The following is a 19,703-nucleotide window of genomic DNA, read 5'->3' as shown; positions in this document are numbered from 1 at the left end:
CCTATCCTTCTATATCCCGATTTGTATAGCGATTGATGCCAATTATCATCAACAAGATCGCCATAACTATCAACCCGCCAGCATACAACCAATTCATATCCTCTATCGGCAATTTTGAAACGAATCCGAAAGGTGACAACTTTTCCATCCACTCAGGAAATTGGAACAGCCCGCCTAAATAGAGCGTCATAAATCCATAGAAAAGATATAGCCAAACCAACCCGACCGCTTTCTTGGCAATGCCGATCAAACATGAACTGACTCCTATCAACACCGCAATGGCTGGAAAATGGACGAGTGCTGCCTGCCAAACCGTTTGGAAAGAAAAAGGTTCTTCCATTGAAGTAGTTCCCGCTAGCCATAAACCAAGTGCTGCAAAACTCAACATCATAACAGCCGTAATACATGCAAGCACTAGATACGACATAAATAACGCAGTTCTAGAAACAGAACGGCTAAGCAGTATATCCACACGTGACTTACGTTCTTCCCCCACCACTTTATGAATCGACAACAATGCGGGAATCGTACTGATGAATGCTAACACCGCCATGAGCATGGGCAAGAATTGGGCAGTTAACGAACTGTTTTCATCCGCCACTATCATCGAAGCGAGCATATCATTGTCTTGGAAAAACGCATCTAAATCACCAAGGACTGAACCATACGACACACCGAGCACCAACATGCCGATGGACCACGATAGGAATGTCGTCCGTTGTAATCGCCAAGCGAGGCCAATCGGTGAACGCAATAAAACAGATGCATGCGCACGACCGTTTCTTGACGGAATCAAGCCAGATCCAATATCCCGTTTTCCTAGTAACATCACCGCAAATAAAAACAACACAGCACCCGCGACGAGTAAGCCACCTACAGGTAACCAGTTATTCTCACTGTACGGCTGAACTTGCGTCAACCAGCCAAATGGCGGGATCCACTCGGTGCCTGACCGCAGCAAATAGCAGGCGATCATCACCGTAAATGACAACCCGACCGCTCCCCGCGAACTTCCGGCCAGTTGGGAACAAACGGCTGTGATACTCGCAAAAAACATCCCGATCACACCAAGCGCCGCGCCATAAATGAACGACCCCGTTACTCCCATACTATCGAATGACAGACTAGACAGACCCACACCAATCAATAAAGCTAGCAGTAGATTCACTCCGGTCAACGTCAGCATCGAAGCCGTCAACTGCGAATCCCGGGCGACTGGAAATGACCGCAATAACTCCACTTGCCCTTCTTCTTCCTCTGCTCGCGTATGTCGCACCATCAATAAAATATTCATGACAGCGACTGCGATTGCGGTCATCAATAGCATCTGATGTGATACCATCGCACCCAGCGTGTAATTCGCGAGGTCACCAGGACCGACCATCGTCTCCATCACTGGGTTTTCCATCGTTTCCGCTAACACGTCCCGGTCTTGCTGTGTTGGATATAATTCATTAAGAGCCGGTGGAACAATGAGCGTCAGCACAATGATACCCATAAGCCACCATACATATCGCAGTCGGTCTTGGCGGATAATGAACATTGATAGACGAGCGACTCCTACAAACCGCCCCTTCATCACGACTCCCTACTTTCCGCTGTTTCTTCATAGTGTCGCATGAATAAATCTTCAAGCGTTGGCGGTGCACTTTCTATTCTTTGTATGCCGTAACTGCTCAGCTTCTGCATAATCGATTCCATTTCTTCAGCGTCCGCATGAAATGTCCAACCCATTTCCGTCTGTACTACGTCATGGACGCCTTGCCAGGAAGCGAGCAATTCTATTGGAACTTTCGTTTCCACCGTTAGTTGCATACGTGTTAAATGTCGCAGTTCATTCAATGTGCCGCACTCGATTAGCCGACCTTGCCGAATAATACCGACTCGATCACACAGTTTCTCGACCTCGGATAGAATATGGCTCGACAGCAACACTGTCTTCCCTTCCGCCTTCACTTCCGCCACGCATTGTTGAAAGACTTTCTCCATTAACGGATCGAGTCCAGACGTAGGTTCGTCGAGTAAAAACAACTCCGCATCCGAAGCAAATGCCGCTACGAGCGCAACCTTCTGTCGATTCCCTTTCGAATACGTCCGACACTTCTTCGTTGGATCTAGCTGAAAACGCGCCAGTAATTTATCACGTTTTTGCGTATTCATTTTCCCTTGAAGACTTGCGAATAAGTCAATCACTTCCCCGCCCGTCAGCTGCGGCCATAAATTTACGTCCCCTGGCACATACGCAATACGACGATGAATCTTCACCGCATCGCGCCATACATCTTCACCAAAAACCGTCGCCGTCCCACTCGTCTTACGGAGCATGCCAAGCAACACCCGAATCGCTGTCGACTTTCCTGCCCCATTCGGCCCGATAAAGCCGAATACTTCCCCTTTCATTACCGATAGATCCAGTTCATCTAACGCATGATGCGCACCGAAAGCTTTCGTCACTTGCTTCATCTCAATCACGTTCATCTGCATGCCCTCCCTAAGTCCAAGTCAGACTTTTCTATTAATTATAGTGTAGCATAGGACTATGCCGCTCGAGATACTTTTTTGCAAACACCAAAAAGCAGACATGTGATCCATGCCTGCTTTGCTCCTTAATATTCTATTAATTAAAAATCATATCATCTTCTTCACTAACCGTTGCGTCTACATGCAGGTAAGGGCCAAATTGACTGACTCTCACCCGGATACCATCGTACACCCTGTGATTTCCCTGCGACACTCCCTTAGCTTCCGGGAAGTCGACAAAGAAATCTCCTGGCTTCTTCGGTGTGATACGGAACACATTCGTCCCCGGGTCCCTTGTCACCGTCGCAATCTGTTCACTTCCTTTAGGCAGCACATGCTTGCCCAGTTTAGCGCCTTCCCATATGCTCAGCACTTCATTCGGTTTGATTGACGTGACATGGACGGAATAATAAAATTGTTCTTTTACTTCAGTCGATGCGATATAATAACGTGTTTTCACGCCGTCAGCATACGTAACCGTCGCAATAAATTCGCCCGGCTGATCCATTTGGATGGCATTACAATATTGCAACGACTGATTTCCGCATCGCTTAAATCCTACGCGATCATTCACCAGTTCTCCTTCCGCTGTCGAAAGAGTAATCGACTTAGCATCTATGAACGGTTCGTTATTTTCTCTTCTTTCATAATACTTCCACAGCTCTACAGGTGTGGAATAGATATCTGCCGTCTCTTCCAATGAAATATCCCATGCATCATTCACTTTTTTGACATGTACGTAGTATTTTCTATAATTTTTATCGAATGTCTCGGATGAAGCTACCCCTGAAAAAGTCAGTGTAGCCGTTCCTTCTTTCTTTGGAACAATATGAATCTTTGTATTCAAATTGGGCCGGCTTGGAATTTCACTGTCTGCCACGACATCGAATACATTCGAATTTGTTTTGCTGACATTGTTGAATCTCTTCCATTTAAAATCTTTTGCATGCATCGTAAGAATTCCAGGCTTTACATCTTCCGCCGCTTTGAGTAATTTCGCTGCTTGACCTCTTGTAATGGAAGCGTTTGGACTAAATGTCGTAGGAGACGTCCCTGTTGTAAGCCCGAGTTGATACAGACTATATATTCCTTCACGGTGGCCATTTTTATGCGCAACATCTAAAAATCCATAATCCGGATCATGATATAGTGGCAATTCAAACGCTTTGATGATGATCGAAGCCATTTGCGCACGCGTAATCGAATCGTTTGGTCCGAATCGTCCGTCGCCATAGCCGTTGATGACTCCTTTTTCCGCTAATACCGCAATCGCTTTATAATAGCCATTTGCAGTCGATACGTCTTTGAATTTCGGATCTTTTATATTCGTAGTAGGCAGTTTCGTCATCTTCACGATAATGGCAGCTGCTTGCCCTCTCGTGATAGAGTCGTTCGGCCGGAATGTACCGTCTGGATAGCCTCCAATTATATTACGGGCCGCCAAGTCATTCACTGCTTCCGCGAAATGTTTCGTAGCGGGAACATCCGGAAACCCCGAATCACCTGCAGCTGCGCTTGATAAAGGCACACTGCATACTAGCAAAATCGCACCGAGTACCGCTATGATTTTATTCTTCATTCGACTTCATCCTCTCCATAATCTAGTAGTATGCCGTACAGACGTAGAATTACAGAAATAGTTTCAAAGCTTTTTGAATTCATTTCCCTCTAGATTCATGCATAACAGTATAAATCAAATTAAAGACCCCTCTCGCAGAATGCTTTCTATCTGTAAGGGGGTCTTTTAAAATATAAATCTGTGTATTTGGTCGTTTCTTACGCTGGTATCATAAAGTCATGATTCGTGAAACCAATTATTTTCTCCAGATTTCCCTTGCCAAGTAACTCCACCGTTCTGGCATTCTTTCTGAAGTCTACGTTTAACGCTGCAGAAGCGATATCGATCAAGCTACTGCAAGTAGGTGTTTTAATACCCAACATTTGTCCGAGAGATTCTAATAAAACTAAGCCTTCGGGTACGTCTTCTGTAATAAATCGGGAATCCGCTACAAACGGACCTTCTGGCGAACTGTTCTTTGCGTACGTCAGAAACGCTTCTTTCGCATCAATAGTTAGATCTTCAGAATTACGGTACCTACACGCTTCCACATAAGGTAATCTTTCTGCCCCAATCGCTTCCAGAACATTCATTTTTTCATCATCTAAACTGTTGACGATGTTCCAAACATGCGGTGTAAATACTTCTTTATACATCCAATAATCACCTTTTGTATGTTCAATGCGAGGAATACTCATAATCCCACCGATTGTATGAACAATTAAATTAGGATTATGAAGAGCCGCTTCGATAATCGAATTCAAATACACGAAGTTATAGTCTAGTGTATTCAATTTCTCCTGTATTACTTTTTCATTGCGATTGGTAAATATCGCTACAGGATTTCGCACATTCTTGAATAAAACTTTCACTTTCCCAGGTTCTACAATTCGACAATCAATTGGAGAACTTTGTGCTTCTACGATCGTGAAACTTTTCTCTTTTTCGTGTTTTAAGAAATAAGCAGTAGATAAGTAACCTGGTTCCAGCAACACAATTTGATCTTCATTCATGAATGGAATAATACGTTTGATTACGTCCTCATGGTAATTTGTTTGCACATATATAATAATAATTTCCGCATTTGTGATAGCCAATTGTACATCCGTTGTGACTAAATCGAGATGCACAGTAGTTTCTACGGAATGATCTAGTAATGTGATTTCGCCTTTATTTCGCGCAATATGATCGAAATGTTCAGTATGCAGCCCCTTGGATGTTTTCAATAAGGTGACCAAGTGACCTTTCATTTTTAAATCTGCTGCAATGGTTGTACCTCCGTGCCCTGCTCCTACTACTGTAATGTTCATAAAGTTCCCTCCAATGATTTGATATCAAGATTCATCAATTTCATAGTTACGGGCCCATTTTATATAAACCTTTTAGAGTGTTTACAAAGAGTCTATTATAAGGTTTTTTAGAATACATTTTCCCTCATTAAAATGAAGACAAGTTTCTACCAAAAAAGACTGCTTTCTTTTTTCAATTTATTAACTTTTTTGTATTACTTCCCTAGCATACACCATATCGGAAGATTTAGATAACTCCAGTGATTTCTACTAGATCATCAACTAGACAATGTTAGTCGAATTAAAGAATGTGGTGATATTATGTGAAAGACCTCTTCAACTTGTATAAATAGAATGTTTAGAACGATAGTAGATGATGATTGATTAAATAATTTGGAAAAGATATTGAAATAGTAGGTAAGGTTACGTAGTATTGTAAAATATAGACAGATACACAAAGCCCGAATTTAAACTTCAAGTTCATAGAGATGATAATAATATTAGTAAGTAGTTGCTTATTTTGTTTTCTATGGAGCTGGACCAGGACCATGATGATGTTCCGCAATCGGGCCAGATTATGCTGTAAGTGCACTATTCAGAATCCTTCCTATATTCCATTACTACATGGAATAGCAAACTTTATTATAATTCGAGGATGTACTGTAGCAAGTTAATGTTTACTCTTTACTTCATTCACCCTTTTTCATTTTTTGTTGCAAATGCAACAAAAATACATTAAATTTAATACATCGACTTTATTGCATTTGCAACAAAATAGTTACTAAGGAGTTAATTTATGAAGGAGATTCTTCGTGAGATTGGAATGATAGCAAGAGCGTTAGATTCTATAAGTAATATAGAATTTAAAGAATATGACCTTACAAAAGGACAGTATTTGTATCTTGTGCGAATATGTGAGAACCCCGGAATCATTCAAGAAAAGTTGGCTGAGATGATAAAAGTAGATCGAACAACAGCCTCTCGAGCTATAAAAAAACTTGAAAAGAATGGCTTTGTTGAAAGAAGGGAAGATAAGTATAACAAGAAAATTAAAAAAATCTTTCCAACTATGAAGGGGAAAAATGTTTATCCTAATATTAAAAGAGAGAATGATCATTCGAATAGTGTCGCATTAGCAGGTTTTTCCGAAAGTGAAGTAGAAATTATTTCTCAACTTCTTCAAAGAGTTAGAAAGAATATAGAAGTTGACTGGGAATATGTAAAAAAGGGAAACAAGAGAAACTATTGAGATTATATAAAGGGGAGAAAAAGTAAAATGACTATAAGAATGAAAGAGTGCACGCTGGAGGATTTACAAACACTTCAAGAAATAAGTATAGAAACATTCAATGCAACATTTAAAAATCAGAATTCACCTGAAAATATGAAGTCCTATTTGGAAAGTGCATTTACCTTAAAAAAATTAGAAAAGGAACTATCCAATACTTTATCACAATTCTTTTTCGTTTATATTAATCATGAGATTGTTGGATATTTAAAGGTCAATATTAGTGATGCCCAGTCTGAAGAAATGGGTGAGGAGTCACTTGAAATTGAGAGGATCTATATAAGGAACAAGTTTCAAAGACATGGCCTTGGTAAAGTTCTGCTTAATAAGGCACTGGATGTTGCGAGGGAACATAATAAAAAGAATATCTGGCTAGGTGTATGGGAAAAAAATGAAAATGCTATTGCTTTTTATAAGAAAATGGAGTTTACTACCATCGGAACCCACACATTCTTTATGGGGGATGAAGAACAATTAGACTTGATCATGAACAAAACACTCGTATAACCTCTTGGAAAGGTGGAATTCTATGTATATTCCAAAACATTTTAAGGTGACAAATGTTGATGAAGTGTGGGAATTTATTCAAAAAAACTCTTTTGGTACGGTTGTTACAACAGATCAGGGGAAGCCAATTGCCACTCATGCACCGTTACAATTAATCCGAACAAGCGATGGTGACTACATTACTGGGCATATGGCTTATGCGAATCCTCAATGGAAAGCGTTTGAGGTAGAAAAGGAAAACATTCTTGTTATATTTCAAGGTCCTCATGGGTACATTTCATCATCATGGTACGAACATGAAAATGTGCCAACATGGAATTACCAAGCTGTCCATGTATATGGAACAGCGAATATTATGAGTGAGAAAGAGTTGGAAGAAGATCTTATATTATTATTACAAAAATATGAAGGGCATCGTAAGAATCCAGTGTTATGGGAGAATCTGTCTTCTCAAACGAAAAAACAAATCAAAGGTATAGTCGGATTTAAAATAAAAATTCAAGAAGTACAAGCAGCTTATAAACTAAGCCAAAATCGAAATAAAGAAGACTATCACAACATTATTGAAAAGCTAAGTACGGAAGAAGATATACATTCTAAGACATTGGCTGAAGTGATGAAAAATAGAAAGTAATTTCGTTACTCTCCATATATCCAATTTGTAAGAAGTGGCTTCCACAAACGGGCGCGTTTGCTGTACAAAGAATCGTGTCCATACCGCAATCGGGCCAGTAAGTTAGGTAAGTGACAAGATGCAATTGTTATAATCACTAGTAGCATGATCAAATTTTATTTAAAATCTAAAATAAACACACACCCTTTTCACATAGAAGTAAAAAGTGTGTGTGTTTTGACGTAGATTTGAAATTTCTTACATATTACCAGATTTCTTTCGACAACTTAATAATATGTTCCATTTTCCCCCACTGCTCTTCTTCTGATAGACTGTTTCCTTCTTCGGTACTTGCAAATCCACATTGCGGTGATATTAATAAACGTTCCAATGGGAAATGCTCCGAAGCTGCTTTCACTTTTTCTTTCATCGCATTTGCATCTTCTAATTCTGGAGTTTTCGAAGTCACGACCCCTAATACTACTTGTGTACCCTCATTTTTGATGTTCGCTAATGGTTCAAAACCGCCTGAACGTTCATCATCATATTCCAATAAGTACACATCATAACCAAGCTCATCGAAATACTTAGAAACAGTTTCATAACCACTTGTATATAAATAAGCAGACTTATAGTTTCCCTTACACATATGTGTCGCCACAATCATATCTTCTGGTTTATTCTTTAATGACTCCTTAATCACCCTAACGAATAAATCTGTTGTGTCTGTTAATTTTAATCCTGTGAAATTCTCCATAATGTTTGCTAGTTTTGGGTCATCTAATGCGGATAAGATACACTCATCAAACTGTAAATATCTACAACCGGCATCGTAGAAAGCCTGGATCGCATCTTGGTATACTTTAATTATGTCAGCTGCTAAATCTTCGATAGTTGGATAGATTTCTTTTTCCTTTTCTGTAAGGACTCGTTGGAAAAACATGGTTGGTGCGGGAATCGTATACTTTGCAAATTGCGATCCATCCCCATACTCTTCAACTAAGTCAGCTAGAAATTTTAAATCATTTACCATTTCATGATTTCCAAATGAAATTTCACCTGTTACTTTAAAGGATTCCGCCCTAGTTGTTTGTCCGACAAAATCATAACCTTTTTCAACCGCTTCAAATGAAACGCCTTCTAAGCCCCAGAAAAAGTCATGCATAAACCATGAACGTCTAAACTCACCGTCTGTAATGGCCTTTATTCCTAAATCAATTTGTTTCTTTACTAATTTTTCAATTTCTACATCTTCAACTGACCGCAGTTCCTCTGCCGTCAATTCATCATGTATGTAGGATTTTCTCGCATCTTTAATGGCATCTGTTCTTAAAAAACTTCCAACATGATCATGTTTACCGATTTGTATCATTATTCATTGTCCCCCTAATAAAATAAACTTTTTCTATAGTAGTATTTCATCCACTTAGATTTTACACTTACAAATCTACTCGACATTTGCAAGTCAGGTAGAGAACGACACCATCAATGTAGCATTATCTGCATTAACTTGCAAGATTAATCCAACCATTCTGAATATAATCAAGTGTTCGTATGTAGTACCTCTTTTAATTTGAGTAAGGATTCTGTCGTTTGGGGTTTAATGGATAATATAAAGTACATAAAATAATAAAACTAAGGTGGAGTTATGGTGTAAGAATTACTACGTCTCAATCCGGGCCATTGTGTAACATAGTTTATTCACACATCTCCAATATCAAAATTTCAAATCACATAAAAGTCCTCCTCAACGCATGTTGAGGAGGACTTTTAAGAATGGTCATAGAATTTCACGATTGCTTTAAAAAATCTACTTCTACTTCATTTTTCCGCGGTTCACGCTTAAAGAGATAGCCACCATTTCTCACAGACATCAGCACTTCTGCTCGCTCACGAATAGCCTCATACGGATCCTGTGCATCCAACACGATAAAGTTGGCAGGCTTCCCTACTTCAATACCATACGCATCATTTACTCTCATAATGTTTGCACCGTAATACGTGATCAAATCCAATGCCTTATTGATCTCGTCAATATGTGTGTAATGCGCTAAGTGAATCCCATTGTCTAAAATATTCATCATATTCCCATTGCCTAACGGATACCAGTAATCCGCTATGGAATCTTGCGCAAACGCCACATTGTTTCCGTTATTCAATAGCTCTTTGACTCGAGTTAAGCCACGACGTTTAGGATAGCTATCGCCGCGTCCTTGTAAATGGGCGTTTTCAGTTGGACAAGAAATAAAATTAATTTGTGATTCTTTAAAAAGACCTAACATTTTATTGGCATAGCTATTATCGACTGAACCGAAGCTACATGTATGACTAGCCGTTGTATACTTACCGTAGTCTTTTTCCATAACGAGCGCGTTTAACACTTCTAAAAAACGACTATTTGGATCATCGTTTTCATCACAATGAATATCAATCATCACGTTATGCTTTACCGCCATGTCGACAATACGTCGCAATGACTCCACGCCATGCTCATACGAAATTTCAAAGTGAGGAATCCCCCCTACTACGTCCGCACCCATTTCAAGCGCTTCTTGCATTAAACGCTCTGCCCCTTCATATCTAAAAAATCCTTCTTGAGGAAAAGCTACGAATTGTAATGTAACGAGGTCTTTCAATTCTTCGCGCAGTGTAACTAATGCTTTCATTCCCGTTAAATTTGGATCTGTAATGTCTACATGTGTACGAATGAATTGAACTCCTTTACTCACTTCTTTTTGAATTCCTTTTATCGCACGTTCACGCACCATTTCTTCAGTCAATGATTTCTTATTATCACTCCAACGCTGAATGCCTTCAAATAATGTTCCGGATACATTTGCATTTCCTTCGCCTAGTCCCGAAAAGATATAATCCAAATGTAAATGAGGGTCCACATAAGGTGGCAATACTAAACGTCCTTGCAGATCAATTACTTCATCTGCGTTATCTAGATCATTACCAATTGCGGTAAACTGACCATCTTCCACTAAAAACTCATGGGAATCTGGGTCACCGTATATATTCGCATTTATATATTTCTTCATAAAATACATTGCTCCTTTATCCGTTGGTATAGTCATGAGTATAGCAGTTACGAAACAAGAAAAATAATTCTTGCTCTCAACAGCATGTGATCAGCTTATTCTTGTCTATTTTTAAAATAAAATCCAAACTTTTTGCAGAAGCTGTCCGTCAAAAGAGTAAGACGTGATCGCGACATGTTTAAAATTGAAGAAGGTGAACCTTTTGTCATGACAAAAAACAAAAAAATGGAGCAGGTTGAGCAATTTTTAATTGAAAACCAAAATGCTCATTATCGGCTCGCCTATAGCTATGTGAAAAACAAGGAAAATGCGCTGGATATTGTGCAAGACTCGATTTTCAAAGCATTGAAATCCATTCATCGTCTAGAAGAAATGAAGTATTTAAAGACGTGGTTCTATCGCATTCTCGTGAATACTTCCATCGATTTTATTCGTAAGCATCAGCGGGTGATGGTGATGGATGACGAAGTTCTAGATGTCTATTTACCAAAAACTGAAGATGAACCAACTGATATAGATTTATTAGATGCGCTAGAGACTCTTTCTCCAGACGAAAAGTCGTTGATTATTTTACGCTTCTTTGAAGACTTGAAGATTGACGAAGTAGCAGCCATTTTAGATGAAAACAGTAATACCGTGAAAACCAGGCTTTACCGAACTTTAAAAAAACTGCGGATAGAAATTGAAAAGGGGGATTTGGAATGAAACGGATGAACAAAATGAAGAAAGAATATGACGATATTGAAATTCCTCCCGAATTAGATAATTTAGTGAAAGATTCAATTCAAAGAGCTAAACTTTCAAAAAAGAAGCCTTCTCCACTGAGAAATTGGTCACTCAGTGTAGCTGCGGCGGCGGCTTTATTCGTTGGTGGTATTAATGCTAGTCCAACTTTCGCCAATTCGCTAGTGAACATCCCGGTTCTTGGTTCGATCGTGCAAGTTTTCACGATAGAAACCTTAACAATGGAAAAGGAAACGTATCAAGCAAACATGGAAACGCCGGCCATCGATGGTTTAGAAAACGAAGGATTACAAATTGCCCTAAATGAAAAGTATATCGAAGAAAACAGAGCGCTCTTTACGAAATTTGAGGAAGAGATCGCCAGACTGGAAGAGGCGGGTAGCGGACATTTAGGCATGGATTCAGGTTATGAAGTAAAAACGGATACAGAACAAATCCTATCCATTGCGCGTTATGAAACGACTACGGCTGGATCCTCTTCCACTGAAATGCAATACGATACGATTGATAAACGACATAATATCCTTCTTACATTACCAAGTCTCTTTAAAGACGATTCCTATGTCGGGATCATCAATACGTATATTAAACAAGAGATGAAGCGACAAATGGAAGAATATGAGAACACTGCGTATTTAGCTATTGAAGGAGCGGACGTTGAATTCAGTTCAATCGAAGCAAATCAAGACTTCTATATTACTGCGGATCATACACTCGTCATTTCTTTCGATCAGTACGAAGTAGCACCAGGTTATATGGGAGTCGTCACATTTGAAATCCCTTCACATATTTTACAGGATGCCCTAGTTGGGGACGCGTATATTCAGTAAGTTATTTAACAGCAGCAGATGATGGATTTCGTCTGCTGTTCTTCCTATAAGCAAAGGAATTTATATACATACATAAGATAGTCAATTGAACACATAATGATAGGAGATGTAAATTTCATGAATACGTTGCATCAACAAGTCGGAAAGAAAAGAAGAAAGCTGAAGAAAAGATATTTTCTGCTTCTGATTTTTCTTCTCGTTCTATCGGGTACTGTTCTTTTTGTTGGGACGTCCTACTCTTTCCGTGAAGTACCTAGTACACCGGATCAACCTGTAACCAAACCAGCACCAACTGAAACACCACCATCAAATGATCAGCCAGAACCTATTACACCGCCAGAAGAATCTAGTCCTGAACCTGAAATATTCCCTACAATAGAATCCGATGAAACAGAAACACCTACCGAAGAAGAAACAGAGATATCTTCTGAAGGACCAACGGAAACGCCAGCTGAAGAAAACACGGAGCCACCAGTAGAAGAGGAAAAAACAGAAAAAGTAGTGTATTTAACATTTGATGACGGTCCAAGCAAATGGACTGAGCAATTTTTAGACGTCTTGGATGCACATGATGCCAAAGCTACATTCTTCATGCAAGGCAGTAACTTGAAGAAAGAACATCTTCAGGAAAGCGTAAAACGTGCAACACAAGAAGGTCATTATATAGGCGGCCACAGTATGACTCACAATTATCAAGCGCTTTATACGAATCAACAGTTTGTACCCGAAATGATTGAAACACTAGATCTAATTCATAAAATCACAGGAACTACTCCTAGTCTAGTTCGCCCTCCTTATGGATCAGCGCCTGGATTGAACGGTGGACAAATACGGAAACAATTAGCTGACGCCCATATTAAAATTTGGGATTGGACAATCGATTCGCATGATTGGGAACTACCCGGTAATCCCTCTCAAATAATACAAAACATCAAACGGGACACTACTTCTGATAAAGAAATTGTATTGATGCACGAAAAATCACAAACTTTAGAAGCACTTCCTGGAGTTTTGAACTTTTTCAAAGAACAAGGATACGTTTTCGGAGTGTACAATGACGCGTCTCACTTTGTCATGAACTTCCAAAATGATGCCGCGCTTTAACATCACGATGTATTAGAATCTACTAATAGATGATAGTGTATGGAGGCTATTCACTACGTACCGTTAGCCTCCCCTTTCGTTTACACCTTTTCCATTTGAAATGATGCAAACTTTTTACGTAGTAGAGATCTTGTACAAACGTATGGGTTGACATCGTAAAGTGAATATTATATGATTACCTTGAATTCGAGATAAAAGGAGAGCGTCATGGACAATCAAAATAAAGAAGTTTATGAAGAAGATTTGTCTCTAAAGGCATTCATTGTTTTAACTCGAGCATTGCAATCCATTAAGGTGCGTGTGGAAGAAGATATAAAACGCTCCGGATTAAATCCAACAGAGTTTGCCGTTTTAGAATTAGTCTATAGTAAAGGTGATCAACCGATACAAAAAATCGGTGAGCAAGTATTGATTGCTAGCAGTAGTATCACCTACGTTGTAGATAAACTAGAAAAGAAAAACTTAATCAAAAGAAAGCCTTGTCCAAAAGATCGACGTGTCACACATGCGTCCATTACAACGGATGGGACGGAACTGATGAATGAAATCTTCCCTCCTCATAAAAAGGCGATCAAAGAAATATTTAGTGGACTAGATATACAAGAAAAAGAACAACTAATTACACAATTAAAAAAGTTAGGTTTACATGCACAAAATATGTAATGGTAAATCTAGTTTTTTTCACAACTAACATCTCGAATTAGTAATATATCAACTAAACATAATTTAAAAAGGGGTTTTATAACATGACAAACGAATTACTAGGTATTCACCACGTTACCGCAATGACAGATAACGCAATGAGAAACTATGACTTTTTCACAAACGTGCTAGGCATGCGATTAGTTAAGAAAACGGTAAACCAAGATGACATCCACACGTATCATACATTTTTCGCGGATGATGTCGGTTCGCCAGGGACTGACATGACGTTCTTCGACTTCCCGAACAACCCGAAAGGAACATCGGGAACGAACTCGATTTCTAGAACGGGACTACGAGTACCTAATGACGCAGCACTTGAATTTTATCTAGAGCGTTTCAAAGAGTTTGGTATAGATAACGACGGTATTCAAGAGCTATTCGGCAAAAAAGTACTACCTTTCCAAGAAGTAGACGGACAGAAATATCAACTGTTCTCTGATGAGAATAATGAAGGCGTAGCACCCGGCAAGCCTTGGAAAAATGGACCCGTACCTGAAGAGCACGCGATTTATGGTTTAGGGCCAATTGAAATCACAGTTAGCTACTTTGAAGATTTCAAGAAAATGCTGACGGAAGTATACGGTATGAAACCAATTCTTGAAGAAGAAAATGTAGCGCTGTTTGATGTAGGTGAAGGTGGCAACGGCGGACAGGTCATTTTACGAAATGATGATACAACACCAAGTCGTCAAGGATATGGACAGGTTCACCACGTATCGTTCAGAGTGAAAGACCATGAAGCGATTAAAAACTGGGAAGCTAAATATGACGAAATGGGTATGCAACATTCCGGTCATGTAGACCGCTTTTACTTTGAAGCGCTTTACACACGCGTCGGTCATATTCTGATCGAGCTATCAACAGATGGGCCGGGCTTCATGACAGATGAACTATATGAAACATTAGGTGAAAACCTATCCCTTCCACCGTTCCTTGAGCCTAAGCGTGAATATATTGAATCACAAATTCGCCCATTCGATACAACACGTTCATAACAGTTTTAAAAGGAGTTTTGTAAATGGAAGCAATTAAAAAGATCCACCATATTACATCGATTGTAGGAGACCCTAATGAAAACTTGAAGTTTTACAGGGATGTTTTGGGACTCCGTCTCATAAAGCAAACGGTAAACTTTGAAGATCCAAGCGTCTATCACTTGTACTTCGGAGATCATAATGTTGCTCCTGGTACGGTCATTACATTCTTCCCTTGGACCAATACTAATCAAGGTAGAAAAGGTAGCGGTCAGGTCGGACGAATTGCTTTTAGAATACCTAAAGGCAGCATGGACTATTGGAAAGAGCATTTAACTGCTCAACATATCTCCATTGAAATGACACAGCTTTTCGGTAAAGACACACTCGAGTTCGATGATATTCATGGACTCGAGCTCGCAATGGTCGAAGGTGAAATTGCTGCAGATCATTATGATATTGTTGATTTCCACGGTGCGGTTTTATTGTCCGGAAATCCTGAAGGCACAAAAGATCTTCTAACCGGCCTCATGGGATTACATGAGCTAACTATAGATGATCAGAATCAACACTTTGAAACAGTTGGCAAGGAAAAACACCATATTATTACGACCATTCCTCCGCAGCCTGCTGGAAGATTCGGCATCGGAACTGTCCACCACATCGCGTGGTCCGTGCCGCATAAGGATGCATTGAAAGAATGGCAGTCCGTACTACAAGATGAAGAATTCGGGGTCACTGTAGTAAAGGACAGAAATTACTTCAACTCCATCTATACCAAGGAAAAAGGAAAGATCGTATTCGAGTTCGCAACAGATGGTCCTGGATTTGATATTGATGAAGACATGAAATCGCTAGGCACGATGCTGAAATTACCGGAGCAATACGAACATAAAAGGCAAGAATACGAAACTCCGCTTCCGAAATTGGAAATATAGTATAGGAAAAAATACTATAAGCAGACTTGCCAGTAATGATTAGCGGGAAATAGGCAAGTCATTTACAGTAGAACGGCTTGATATCTATTGAGAGGAGTTGTAGAACAGTGAAATATATTTACAATGAAAAGAAAAAAGGCGCACCGGTATTTGTATTGCTCCACGGCACAGGCGGTACAGAAACGGACTTAGTATCTCTTGCCGAACTACTCAATCCCGAATACAACGTTTTAGGCATCAGAGGCAATGTACAGGAAAATGGCATGAATAGATTCTTTAAACGCCACGGTGAAGGGCAGTACGACTGGGAAGATCTTGAGTTCCGCGGCAATGAACTGTATGAGTTCATTGAAGAAAAAGCAAAAGAGTATGATTTCAAAATGGAAGATATCGTGCTAGTCGGGTTCTCAAACGGTTCGAATATTGCGATTCAAATGATGCTCAAGCAACCAGAAACATTCAAAAAAGCAGCCTTATTCGCACCACTGTATCCTGCAGATATAGAAAAAAAACAAGATTTCAGCGATGTGAAAATATTCCTTTCACTAGGCGAAGGCGATCCAATTGTACCTGAATCCGAAAGCAAGCGCGTGATCAGTCTCTTTAAAGAAAGAGGTGCAGATGTGACAACTGCTTGGGTTCATGGTCATAGCTTGACGCAGGAAGTCGCGCAGAAAGCGAAAAACTGGTTGAAGTAAATACTATCTAAATGTTTGGTTTTTGCTGGTTTGTTAAATGGAGTTAATGGATTTTAAAATAAAAACACACATTATTGGAGGAGATTTATATGACAAAAGCAAAATGGAACGTTGACACTGCACACAGCACAGTAGAATTTTCCGTACGACATATGATGATTTCAAACGTAAAAGGTACATTTAACGAATTCCAAGGAAACATTGAAGCAGATCCAGAAGATTTAACAGGAGCGTCTATCGATTTCACAATTGACGCGAACAGTATTGATACACGTAAAGCCGATCGAGACAATCATCTACGTTCAGCTGACTTTTTCGATGTAGAAAATTACCCGAAATTATCATTCAAAGCAACAAAAATTGAGAAGACTTCTAAAGATACGTACGACTTAACTGGCGACTTCACGATTAGAGATACAACAAAGCCTGTCACGTTCAATGTAAAGTATGAAGGTATGGCTAAAGATCCGATGAGTGGAGACGAAGCTGCTGGATTTACAGGTAAAACAACGATTAACCGTAAAGAATTCGGTTTAACATGGAACGCTGCACTAGAAACTGGCGGCGTGGTCGTAAGTGATGAAGTAAAGATCAATATCGAAATTCAATTACGTAAATAAGCTAATCATGCGACGAATGCCCCTACTAGTAGATTTTATCTTCTACTAGTAGGGGCTTTTTTGTACAAAACAAATCCTACCTCAAACTATAGAGCGAACTTTCTCCATCACAATATGCGGTATGCCATCTTCCATGAATATATCAGATGTAGTCTCGTATCCAAGTTTACGATAAAACTCCTCTGCATGCGTTTGTCCATGCAACTTCAACCGCTCAATCCCTTTGTCATTTGCGATTTCTTCCAAGCCTAGAACAATTACCTTTCCAACGCCAAGACTTCGATGAGTGGCTAGCACACAAATGCGTTCTAACTTCCCGATCCCATCTACAACTCTTAATCTGCCTGATGCGATCGCTTGTCCTTCATGTTCTACTAAAATATGTTCACATACTTCATTCAGCACATCAAATTCATCAAACTCATCTTCTTCTGGAACCTGTTGTTCTTGGACAAATACCGCTTTTCGTATGTCAAAAGACTTTTGAAGGTCTTCTTGTGTACGGATTCTCTTCGTTTTCATCAAACGTCCACTCCTTTTTCTACTTTTATTCCGGAAACAAGAAACTTCCACAGATGATCTCTCAGTCTGTGGAAGTTTCTTGTTCTATCTCACATTTCAAAAATACATAGCCATCTTTTTCGATAGTCTCGCTCATCTTCACAGGGATACGTTCCTTGAAAATCGGTCCATCCACGACGACCGTATGGAATTCTCCTGACTCCCCACAGCTATCGATGCCGAGCGCTTCAAGTTCATCCAATAAGTCAATCGTGAAACGTCTGCCGAGAAATTCAGCAGGCATCATTTTAGTATTGACGACGACTACATAGGCTTCAAAGTCTTCCGCAATGAATTCCTCGAGTAGCTTACGTCTCGGTTCTTCCCAAAGTGGATGATACGCTTCCATACCCACTTTGGCACACATGGACTGTACCCACAACAAATGATCTTCTAAGTCAATATCTCCAAATACGGCTTTGTGAATACCATGTGCTTTAGACACGCGCATAGCGTCTATGAATTGCACTTCATAGCCTGCCCAGTCTGCTTTTCGAATCATCAGCGGGATATCCATCTGCTTCGCCTGCGCTTGAACAATCTCCAGTGGCAATGCGTGAGATTTAGAATGTGGCTGTTCTTTCTCGAACATCGTCCACAGCATAGCCGGCGTATTTCCTTCTTGGATTGCACGATACGTTGCAAGTGCCGAATCCTTGCCGCCACTCCATGATGTGACGAACTTCACGCCCGTCATTGTCCGTCCGCCCATGAGATGCGTGCATCCACTGTACGCGCCATACGAATCATATATGAACGGAATCCTAGCTTAGGCCAGAAATACGACGCCAAATGATTCGCCGTCAACCAATCCGTCATGACATATTTATAGCCCGCGTTTTTCATTTGAGTGAAACTGTGGTTCGCAATCGACTTACCGATCCCTTGGCCACGCATCTCGATATTCGTCGTCGCCTGAACCAGCACTGCCGACTCATCCGGTGTTGTCATCGCATGACGCGCGTCCGCCGGTGTGAATAGATGAAACGCTACAGGCGCACCGTCTTGTTCTGCAACCCAGCTACGCGTGCCTTCCTTGCCTTCATACGCTGCAAATACATCGCGCTCCGCATCTAACGCCTCTTGTGTAATCGGTTTCCACGCCGGTGCTTTCGCTTGATGCAAACTATTCCACGGCGCCATCTTGTGCAATACTTTTTGCTCGTTCCCCACCAGTTCCTTCATCTTCACGAGACTATTCTCTCCAGGCTGTGCACGATAATGTTCAAGCGACAACGCCGCAAAGCGCTGTTCGAAATGAAATGACTGCTCCAGCATTTCAAGAATTAATTCATCGTTACCGACCGGTATATCCATGATATGTTCGAAGTAGCCATTACGAACCCACTCCGCACCAGCTTCTGTGTACATCAACCGTGCTAGTCTTGGATGCTCGTCCTCATGAATGACAAATGATGGATATCCAACATACACCGTACGTCCATGTGAAACGTCTTGACGGTATTCGTATAGTAGATAGCCAATGACTTCTTCATCCCGCAACGTCACGAGCCCTCCCGTATAAGGTTTCTCCAATTCTTCACGTAAACGTTCTTCCGCTTGCTCGACATGTTCAAAACGTTCCTGCAAAAACGGAAAACGTTGTCGTTCATCTGCATGCCTTGCTGCTAATAATAAGGCCATCTTCGGTATATACTGCTCTTCGAACTGTACAAAATGAATCATCAGAATCCCCTCCTGCCTAATTTA

The 19,703-nt window shown here is 40.3% G+C and carries 20 protein-coding genes; 11 read left to right on the top strand and 9 right to left on the bottom strand.

Features of this window, described 5'->3' with window-relative positions:
- Window position 1: 1 nt before the first annotated feature.
- From CSV76_RS09450 to CSV76_RS09435, 4 genes are all read right to left on the bottom strand, one after another.
- On the bottom strand, window positions 2–1,579 hold the full coding sequence (locus CSV76_RS09450) for an ABC transporter permease (protein WP_099625413.1): 1,578 nt from the start codon (window positions 1,577–1,579) through the stop codon (window positions 2–4).
- Window positions 1,579–2,478 carry an ABC transporter ATP-binding protein gene (locus CSV76_RS09445; RefSeq protein WP_099625412.1) on the bottom strand — a complete coding sequence of 300 codons (900 nt, stop codon included), beginning with the start codon at window positions 2,476–2,478 and terminating at the stop codon, window positions 1,579–1,581. Before CSV76_RS09445 ends, CSV76_RS09450 begins: the two co-directional genes overlap by 1 nt.
- A gap of 139 nt (window positions 2,479–2,617) precedes the next feature.
- Window positions 2,618–4,099: an S-layer homology domain-containing protein gene (locus CSV76_RS09440; protein ID WP_099625411.1), complete on the bottom strand. Its 1,482-nt coding sequence runs from the start codon at window positions 4,097–4,099 to the stop codon at window positions 2,618–2,620.
- A 197-nt stretch (window positions 4,100–4,296) separates the two neighbouring features.
- The gene (locus CSV76_RS09435) at window positions 4,297–5,388 is read right to left on the bottom strand and encodes an NAD/NADP octopine/nopaline dehydrogenase family protein (RefSeq protein ID WP_085427930.1); all 1,092 of its coding nucleotides are present in this window, start codon (window positions 5,386–5,388) and stop codon (window positions 4,297–4,299) included.
- 775 nt (window positions 5,389–6,163) lie between these two features.
- Between CSV76_RS09435 and CSV76_RS09430 the strand changes: the two genes are divergently transcribed.
- Genes CSV76_RS09430 through CSV76_RS09420 form a run of 3 tightly spaced genes read left to right on the top strand, consistent with a single transcriptional unit; the run spans window position 6,164 to window position 7,796 of the window.
- Window positions 6,164–6,616 carry a MarR family winged helix-turn-helix transcriptional regulator gene (locus CSV76_RS09430; RefSeq protein WP_099625410.1) on the top strand — a complete coding sequence of 151 codons (453 nt, stop codon included), beginning with the start codon at window positions 6,164–6,166 and terminating at the stop codon, window positions 6,614–6,616.
- A gap of 27 nt (window positions 6,617–6,643) precedes the next feature.
- Window positions 6,644–7,162 carry a spermidine/spermine N(1)-acetyltransferase gene (paiA, locus tag CSV76_RS09425; protein WP_099625409.1) on the top strand — a complete coding sequence of 173 codons (519 nt, stop codon included), beginning with the start codon at window positions 6,644–6,646 and terminating at the stop codon, window positions 7,160–7,162.
- Between the two features lie 22 nt (window positions 7,163–7,184).
- Window positions 7,185–7,796: an FMN-binding negative transcriptional regulator gene (locus CSV76_RS09420; RefSeq protein WP_099625408.1), complete on the top strand. Its 612-nt coding sequence runs from the start codon at window positions 7,185–7,187 to the stop codon at window positions 7,794–7,796.
- A 244-nt stretch (window positions 7,797–8,040) separates the two neighbouring features.
- Here the strand turns inward: CSV76_RS09420 and CSV76_RS09415 are convergent, their stop codons facing one another.
- Together CSV76_RS09415 and CSV76_RS09410 are read right to left on the bottom strand one after the other, a co-directional pair.
- A complete protein-coding gene (locus tag CSV76_RS09415; RefSeq protein WP_099625407.1) occupies window positions 8,041–9,147 on the bottom strand; it encodes a 5-methyltetrahydropteroyltriglutamate--homocysteine S-methyltransferase in 1,107 nt (368 codons plus the stop codon).
- A 418-nt stretch (window positions 9,148–9,565) separates the two neighbouring features.
- Window positions 9,566–10,819 carry an amidohydrolase family protein gene (locus CSV76_RS09410; protein WP_099625406.1) on the bottom strand — a complete coding sequence of 418 codons (1,254 nt, stop codon included), beginning with the start codon at window positions 10,817–10,819 and terminating at the stop codon, window positions 9,566–9,568.
- Window positions 10,820–11,026: 207 nt separating this feature from the next.
- Here CSV76_RS09410 and CSV76_RS09405 point away from each other — a divergent pair, with 207 nt between their 5' ends.
- The 8 genes from CSV76_RS09405 (at window position 11,027) to CSV76_RS09370 (ending at window position 17,432) form a co-directional block, all read left to right on the top strand.
- Entirely contained in the window at window positions 11,027–11,524 is a 498-nt protein-coding gene (locus CSV76_RS09405; protein ID WP_199173051.1) for an RNA polymerase sigma factor SigV, read from the top strand.
- Window positions 11,521–12,393, top strand: a complete 873-nt coding sequence (gene rsiV, locus CSV76_RS09400; protein WP_085427924.1) for an anti-sigma-V factor RsiV — start codon at window positions 11,521–11,523, stop codon at window positions 12,391–12,393. Before CSV76_RS09405 ends, rsiV begins: the two co-directional genes overlap by 4 nt.
- Before the next feature lie 420 nt (window positions 12,394–12,813).
- Window positions 12,814–13,497: a polysaccharide deacetylase family protein gene (locus tag CSV76_RS09395; protein ID WP_233204447.1), complete on the top strand. Its 684-nt coding sequence runs from the start codon at window positions 12,814–12,816 to the stop codon at window positions 13,495–13,497.
- Between the two features lie 207 nt (window positions 13,498–13,704).
- Entirely contained in the window at window positions 13,705–14,160 is a 456-nt protein-coding gene (locus CSV76_RS09390; RefSeq protein WP_099625403.1) for a MarR family winged helix-turn-helix transcriptional regulator, read from the top strand.
- A gap of 83 nt (window positions 14,161–14,243) precedes the next feature.
- Window positions 14,244–15,197: a ring-cleaving dioxygenase MhqE gene (mhqE, locus tag CSV76_RS09385; RefSeq protein WP_099625402.1), complete on the top strand. Its 954-nt coding sequence runs from the start codon at window positions 14,244–14,246 to the stop codon at window positions 15,195–15,197.
- Between the two features lie 23 nt (window positions 15,198–15,220).
- Window positions 15,221–16,114: a VOC family protein gene (locus CSV76_RS09380; protein WP_099625401.1), complete on the top strand. Its 894-nt coding sequence runs from the start codon at window positions 15,221–15,223 to the stop codon at window positions 16,112–16,114.
- Window positions 16,115–16,221: 107 nt separating this feature from the next.
- Window positions 16,222–16,812, top strand: a complete 591-nt coding sequence (locus tag CSV76_RS09375; RefSeq protein ID WP_099625400.1) for an alpha/beta hydrolase — start codon at window positions 16,222–16,224, stop codon at window positions 16,810–16,812.
- 89 nt (window positions 16,813–16,901) lie between these two features.
- On the top strand, window positions 16,902–17,432 hold the full coding sequence (locus tag CSV76_RS09370) for a YceI family protein (protein ID WP_099625399.1): 531 nt from the start codon (window positions 16,902–16,904) through the stop codon (window positions 17,430–17,432).
- A gap of 81 nt (window positions 17,433–17,513) precedes the next feature.
- Here CSV76_RS09370 and CSV76_RS09365 read toward each other — a convergent pair whose 3' ends face one another.
- The 3 genes from CSV76_RS09365 to CSV76_RS09355 form a co-directional block, all read right to left on the bottom strand.
- Entirely contained in the window at window positions 17,514–17,954 is a 441-nt protein-coding gene (locus tag CSV76_RS09365; protein ID WP_099625398.1) for a GNAT family N-acetyltransferase, read from the bottom strand.
- Between the two features lie 61 nt (window positions 17,955–18,015).
- Window positions 18,016–18,690: a Dph6-related ATP pyrophosphatase gene (locus tag CSV76_RS09360; protein ID WP_085427916.1), complete on the bottom strand. Its 675-nt coding sequence runs from the start codon at window positions 18,688–18,690 to the stop codon at window positions 18,016–18,018.
- Window positions 18,687–19,679, bottom strand: coding sequence for a GNAT family N-acetyltransferase (locus CSV76_RS09355; protein WP_232319515.1), 993 nt, complete (start codon window positions 19,677–19,679; stop codon window positions 18,687–18,689). The genes CSV76_RS09360 and CSV76_RS09355 overlap by 4 nt, the downstream gene beginning before the upstream one ends.
- Window positions 19,680–19,703 lie beyond the last annotated feature (24 nt).

This window comes from Sporosarcina sp. P17b (assembly GCF_002743115.1).
Classification (GTDB): Bacteria; Bacillota; Bacilli; order Bacillales_A; family Planococcaceae; genus Sporosarcina; species Sporosarcina ureae_C.
Note: the sequence above shows the minus strand (reverse complement) of the source record. Positions and strands in the feature narration are given on the sequence as shown.

What these genes read in the sequence shown, in the direction of transcription:
- CSV76_RS09450 (WP_099625413.1), bottom strand. Translation starts at nt 1,579, where the DNA reads ATGAAGGGGCGGTTTGTAGGAGTCGCTCGTCTATCAATGTTCATTATC.
- CSV76_RS09445 (WP_099625412.1), bottom strand. Translation starts at nt 2,478, where the DNA reads ATGAACGTGATTGAGATGAAGCAAGTGACGAAAGCTTTCGGTGCGCAT.
- CSV76_RS09440 (WP_099625411.1), bottom strand. Translation starts at nt 4,099, where the DNA reads ATGAAGAATAAAATCATAGCGGTACTCGGTGCGATTTTGCTAGTATGC.
- CSV76_RS09435 (WP_085427930.1), bottom strand. Translation starts at nt 5,388, where the DNA reads ATGAACATTACAGTAGTAGGAGCAGGGCACGGAGGTACAACCATTGCA.
- CSV76_RS09430 (WP_099625410.1), top strand. Translation starts at nt 6,164, where the DNA reads ATGAAGGAGATTCTTCGTGAGATTGGAATGATAGCAAGAGCGTTAGAT.
- paiA (WP_099625409.1), top strand. Translation starts at nt 6,644, where the DNA reads ATGACTATAAGAATGAAAGAGTGCACGCTGGAGGATTTACAAACACTT.
- CSV76_RS09420 (WP_099625408.1), top strand. Translation starts at nt 7,185, where the DNA reads ATGTATATTCCAAAACATTTTAAGGTGACAAATGTTGATGAAGTGTGG.
- CSV76_RS09415 (WP_099625407.1), bottom strand. Translation starts at nt 9,147, where the DNA reads ATGATACAAATCGGTAAACATGATCATGTTGGAAGTTTTTTAAGAACA.
- CSV76_RS09410 (WP_099625406.1), bottom strand. Translation starts at nt 10,819, where the DNA reads ATGAAGAAATATATAAATGCGAATATATACGGTGACCCAGATTCCCAT.
- CSV76_RS09405 (WP_199173051.1), top strand. Translation starts at nt 11,027, where the DNA reads ATGACAAAAAACAAAAAAATGGAGCAGGTTGAGCAATTTTTAATTGAA.
- rsiV (WP_085427924.1), top strand. Translation starts at nt 11,521, where the DNA reads ATGAAACGGATGAACAAAATGAAGAAAGAATATGACGATATTGAAATT.
- CSV76_RS09390 (WP_099625403.1), top strand. Translation starts at nt 13,705, where the DNA reads ATGGACAATCAAAATAAAGAAGTTTATGAAGAAGATTTGTCTCTAAAG.
- mhqE (WP_099625402.1), top strand. Translation starts at nt 14,244, where the DNA reads ATGACAAACGAATTACTAGGTATTCACCACGTTACCGCAATGACAGAT.
- CSV76_RS09380 (WP_099625401.1), top strand. Translation starts at nt 15,221, where the DNA reads ATGGAAGCAATTAAAAAGATCCACCATATTACATCGATTGTAGGAGAC.
- CSV76_RS09370 (WP_099625399.1), top strand. Translation starts at nt 16,902, where the DNA reads ATGACAAAAGCAAAATGGAACGTTGACACTGCACACAGCACAGTAGAA.
- CSV76_RS09365 (WP_099625398.1), bottom strand. Translation starts at nt 17,954, where the DNA reads ATGAAAACGAAGAGAATCCGTACACAAGAAGACCTTCAAAAGTCTTTT.
- CSV76_RS09360 (WP_085427916.1), bottom strand. Translation starts at nt 18,690, where the DNA reads ATGACGGGCGTGAAGTTCGTCACATCATGGAGTGGCGGCAAGGATTCG.
- CSV76_RS09355 (WP_232319515.1), bottom strand. Translation starts at nt 19,679, where the DNA reads ATGATTCATTTTGTACAGTTCGAAGAGCAGTATATACCGAAGATGGCC.